Source organism: Turicibacter sp. T129 (assembly GCF_025594975.1).
In the GTDB taxonomy this organism is placed as follows: domain Bacteria; phylum Bacillota_I; class Bacilli_A; order MOL361; family Turicibacteraceae; genus Turicibacter; species Turicibacter bilis.
This window is the reverse complement of sequence record NZ_JAMQUU010000051.1, coordinates 1-4914: the sequence shown is the minus strand read 5'-3', so window position 1 is coordinate 4914 and position 4914 is coordinate 1. Positions and strand designations below refer to the sequence as shown.

General features: G+C 32.4%; 3 protein-coding genes. All 3 read right to left on the bottom strand.

The genetic code is table 11. The annotated features are described in order from the left end of the window. Positions 1–830: 830 nt before the first annotated feature. Complete coding sequence (locus NEH75_RS09695) at positions 831–2273, bottom strand: glycoside hydrolase family 1 protein (protein ID WP_055244876.1); 1443 nt, start codon at positions 2271–2273, stop codon at positions 831–833. Between the two features lie 16 nt (positions 2274–2289). Then, positions 2290–4167: a beta-glucoside-specific PTS transporter subunit IIABC gene (locus NEH75_RS09690; RefSeq protein ID WP_055305790.1), complete on the bottom strand. Its 1878-nt coding sequence runs from the start codon at positions 4165–4167 to the stop codon at positions 2290–2292. Positions 4168–4295: 128 nt separating this feature from the next. After that, positions 4296–4914: PRD domain-containing protein (locus tag NEH75_RS09685; protein WP_262948824.1), on the bottom strand; the 619-nt coding region annotated here is incomplete at its 5' end.

Here is a 4914-nt window from a genome sequence, read left to right as displayed (position 1 = left end):
CAAATATTATAGAACCTTTATTTATTACATATTTTAACCGCACTTATCTAGTATAATAAAGTCAGGTTTCAATTAAAGAAGGGGAAGAGGTGTACAAATTCTGATTGCCTTGTTATTAATTAATCTTACGTTGAGCTAGGCGAAATATTTTTCTATCAAGTTGACTGGACTTGATCAAGAACTCCATCACCATAAAAAAACCTATTATATCAATAAAGATTTGAAACTGAACTTGATTAAGAAAAAAGTAGAAGACACAATGAAATTTCAAGATTAAGATAATCCCCACTTTATATTTGACTAAAACTATAAACAGGCAACCAGAACCCAAACAGGTAAGAGAAAAAACGAGAGGTTTTGGCCCAATGTTATGTCGTTAAGTTACATTGGCTTAGTGGTTAGTTTTATTTTTTTACTTTGGGTAATTCTAACCTTTATCGTATTTAATAATAGCTTTTTAATCTCGGTATTTGTTTATACTATTTTAGCTTTCTTAGGAACACTTATTGGTTGAAAATCTAAAACCGTTAATCAAAAAATAGTTAGATTTCTCATTGTCATTGTAGTGCTCTTCTTAGTTCTATCTTTTATAAGGATGACTTAGCATGAAAAGACGCCGTTTTAAAAAACGGCGTCTTTTTCCTTTGGCTCTGTTAGACGAAAATATTATTATTTACTCTTTTCCTACTTGGAGGGAGCAAAATTTTCAAAAATAAGAACTCATAACTATTGGTATGAAGTGATTGACTACCAACAAGGATGTCTAACACAGCTTTTCTTTTTAATTTCAAGTGATGATTGGATAACTCTTTTGAAACTGTCGATCTTAATTATAAATTTTCTCCATTTGAAGCAATGACTTCTTTATACCAATAGTAACTATCCTTTTTGTAGCGGTTTAATGTTGCTCCTTCTTCCTCTTCTTCTCGGTCAACATAGACAAAACCATAACGTTTTTGGTAGCCATTTAACCAACTTAATAAGTCAGTAAAGGACCATGTACAATAAGCGATGACTTCACATCCTTCTGCCATAGCAATTTTCAATTCTTCAATGTGTTCTTTTAAGAAGGCAATTCGATATGGATCATGAATTGAACCATCCTCTTCTTTTTTATCGAAAGCACCTAATCCATTTTCAGAAATAATAATTGGCAAGTTGTAACGGCTTGTAATTTCTCGTAATCCATAACGTAATCCCATTGGATCGATGGTCCAGTCCCAGTCTGTTGTTTTTAAGTAAGGGTTAGATGGATTTTTAAATAGTCCTGGTTGCCCTGTAACTTGACCTGAACCTTTCACACCTGTGGTATTAAATGTTCCATAAGGTGTAACTCCATTGATTGGATTATATTCACATACACTTGTTTGATAATAATTGACTCCCATAAAGTCAATTTTTGAAGCGGCTTCTTTTAAAATTTGCTCATCTTCATTTTCAAACTGTGGAGCAATTCCTTTCTTTTGTAAATAAACAAACGTTGATTTTGGATAACGTCCATAAGCATACATATCCATCCACCAGAAGTTTTTCATATCATCAAAGTCCATTTTAGACATTGCATTGATTGGATTACAATCGATTGAATAACTCGGACTATAAGAAAAACTTGCTCCAATTTTTCCACTTGGAATCATTTGTTTAAATAATAAGACTGTTTTTGCATGCGCCATAAAAGCATGATGATTTGCTTGGTAGAAAGTTTTTTCATCATTGAATTTTCCTGGTGGATGCATCGCCGTTAACCACCCTAATGATGTAAATACATTTTGTTCATTTAATGTAATCCAGTACTTAACTTTACTTCCAAATCGCTCAAATAAAACTTTTGAATAATTGACAAAGTCATCAATAATACGTCGATCTTCAAATCCATTATATTGATCCACTAAAGCTTGTGGAAGATCCCAATGAAAAATCGTTACCATTGGCTCAATGTTATATTTTAGACATTCATCAATTAAGTCTTCATAAAACTTTAATCCTGCTTCATTAACTTCGCCATTTCCAGTCGGAATAACACGTGGCCATGAAATTGAAAAACGATACGTTTTAAGTCCCATTTCTGCCATGAGCTTCACATCTTCTTTGAAACGGTGATAGTGATCAACTGCCACATCACCTGTTGTTCCTTTATATGTTTTTCCTTCAATTCTAACAAATTGATCCCAGTTAGAAAGACCCTTTCCATCTTCTAAGTAAGCACCTTCCACTTGATAAGCAGCAGAAGCACTCCCCCATAAAAAATCTTTCGGCATTTTAAAGCTTGTCATTACTATATCCTCCTCATTAAATAATAGCTAATACTTGATCATTGGCTGTTACAACATCTTTTTTCTTAACAATTATATCCATAAACTGTTGACTATTTGTGATGATAATTGGCGTTACTAATTCATATCCTGCTTTTTTAATTTTTTCAATATCAAACTCTAAAATCACATCACCTGTCTTAATAGTATCTCCTTGCTTTCTATGAGGTGTGAAGTATTTTCCTTCTAAGTTAACAGTATCTAATCCAACATGGATTAATAACTCAACCCCTGTCTCACTTCTTAATCCAATGGCATGGTGTGTCTTGAAAAAGACATCTATTGTTCCATCAAATGGAGCAACAACTTGACCTTTTGTCGGGATAATGGCAACACCATTTCCCATTACTCCACTAGAGAAAGTGACATCATTTACTTGTGATAACTCAATCATATGTCCTTCTAAAGGGCTCACAATATTTAATCCTGTATTTAAAGGAATCGTAACTTTCTCTTCTAACATTTCTTCATCATCTTCTTCAACCGGATCTTCAAATCCAATCACATAAGTAATAATAAAGGTTGAAACAACTGTTACCCCTAACGTGATGAAAATATATAAAAAGCTTTGCGGATTTCCTTCTTCAAGATATTGTGGAATGGTTACAATTGCTGGTGTTGCTACTCCATAACATTTCATTTGGAAGAAACCACCGACTAATCCCCCCATTAATCCTCCTAAACAAGCTCCGATCATTGGTTTTTTAAATCGTAAGTTCGTTCCGTATAAAGCAGGTTCTGTAATTCCTGCAACTAAAGCCGAAAATGCTGATGACCCTGCGCTCTGTTTAATATCAGAATTTTTTGATTTGATTGATACCGCTAATGCTGCCGCTCCTTGGGCCATATTTGCACAGAATTCTGCAATACAAATAAATCCTTCAAATCCTGTTGTGGCTAAAACTCCTAATTTAATTGGTGTAAAGGCATGATGCATTCCTGTCATAACCACAAACGGGAAGACAGCCGCTACTAATCCAACTGCAATAAAACCTAACTTATCTTGAATAAAATAAACAGCAGTTGATAACATATCACCAAAGATAGCTCCTAGTGGACCAATGACAACCATAACGATTGGTGCAATAAATAACATCACTAACATTGGTTTTAAGAAGTTTTTTGTAATTTTTGGCGTAATTTTATCAACAAATTGTTCAATATAAGGTAAGACTGCTACTGATAAAATAATCGGAATAACTGAATAAGAATAATTAGCATAAGTAACTGGGATTAAGTTAAAGAACTTGACTGTTTGTCCTGCTTCATTTGCTCCCTTTAAAAGAGAGATAAAGTTTGGATGTAAAATAATCAGTGCAATACTCACGGCATAATATGGATTAGCATTAAATCGTTTTGCAGCTGACATTCCAATTAATACTGGCATGAAGAAGAAAGCTCCATCTCCAATAACTGATAACAGTTCATAAGTTTGACTTGTGTTACTTAATATCCCTATCATCGGTAAAACAGTTAATAAAACTTTGATCATCGCCGCTCCAATAATGGCTGGGATAACGGGCGACATAACACTTGAAATGATATCTAACATTTCAGAAATGATATTTTGATTTTTTTTCTCTATTTTTTTTACCGATGTTTTTTCTTTGAAATTACCAAGCGCACAAATTTCTTTATAAACTGACGCCACTTCATTACCAATAATAATTTGATATTGGCCACTTTTTTTCATGACCCCAATCACACCTTTAATCTTTTTCACCTGCTCATCATCCACTTGACTTTCATCTTTTAATACAAAGCGAAGTCTTGTCATACAGTGAACAACAGATTCTACATTCTCCTTTCCTCCAAGTTTTTCAAGAATTCTTTCAGCTAATTTCTTATAATCCATTTTTTCTTCCTCCATTCATTTAAAAATCAAATGAAGTTTTGCCTACATATATAGATTTTCATCTATAGCGTAGTTACAATCTTACTATATATAATAAGCTGATGGATTATCCAGCATTATTAACTATCTTAAATTGTTGCTTTTGTTCTAATTCGTTCAATATGAATCATTAAATATAATTGCTCCTCTAATGATAAATCATAATTATATTCATGCTCGATTAATTCTTTTATTTTTAAAACGCATTCATAACTCTCATGATACTTTTCTTTTAAAATGAAGAATAATTCCGTATCTTCTTCTTCATAAACAGCATTACTAAAAACACGTTGTGCAAAAAATTTTAAATGTGTAATGAAACGATAATACGTACTAGACTCTTCATTAAACTCTACTTTAAAGTGATATTTAATAACACTTAAAACTTGCTGCATTACTTTAGTAATATTTGCAATATTTATCATATCATTATTAAGTTCAGCATTCACAATATGATAAGCAATATACCCTGCTTCATCTTCTTCAAATAAAACTCCGAAATCCTGATGAATCATTTCTAATGCTCTTCGACCAATTTCGTATTCATCAGCAAATAATCGTTTAATTTCCATTAATAATGGATTTTTAACTTGAATTCCTTGGTGATAACGTTCAATCGCACCATGAATATGTTCCGTTAAACTTACGTAAATAATTTCATTTAACTTTTTATTATATTCTTTTTCAGGCTCAACACCAAAATTGGTT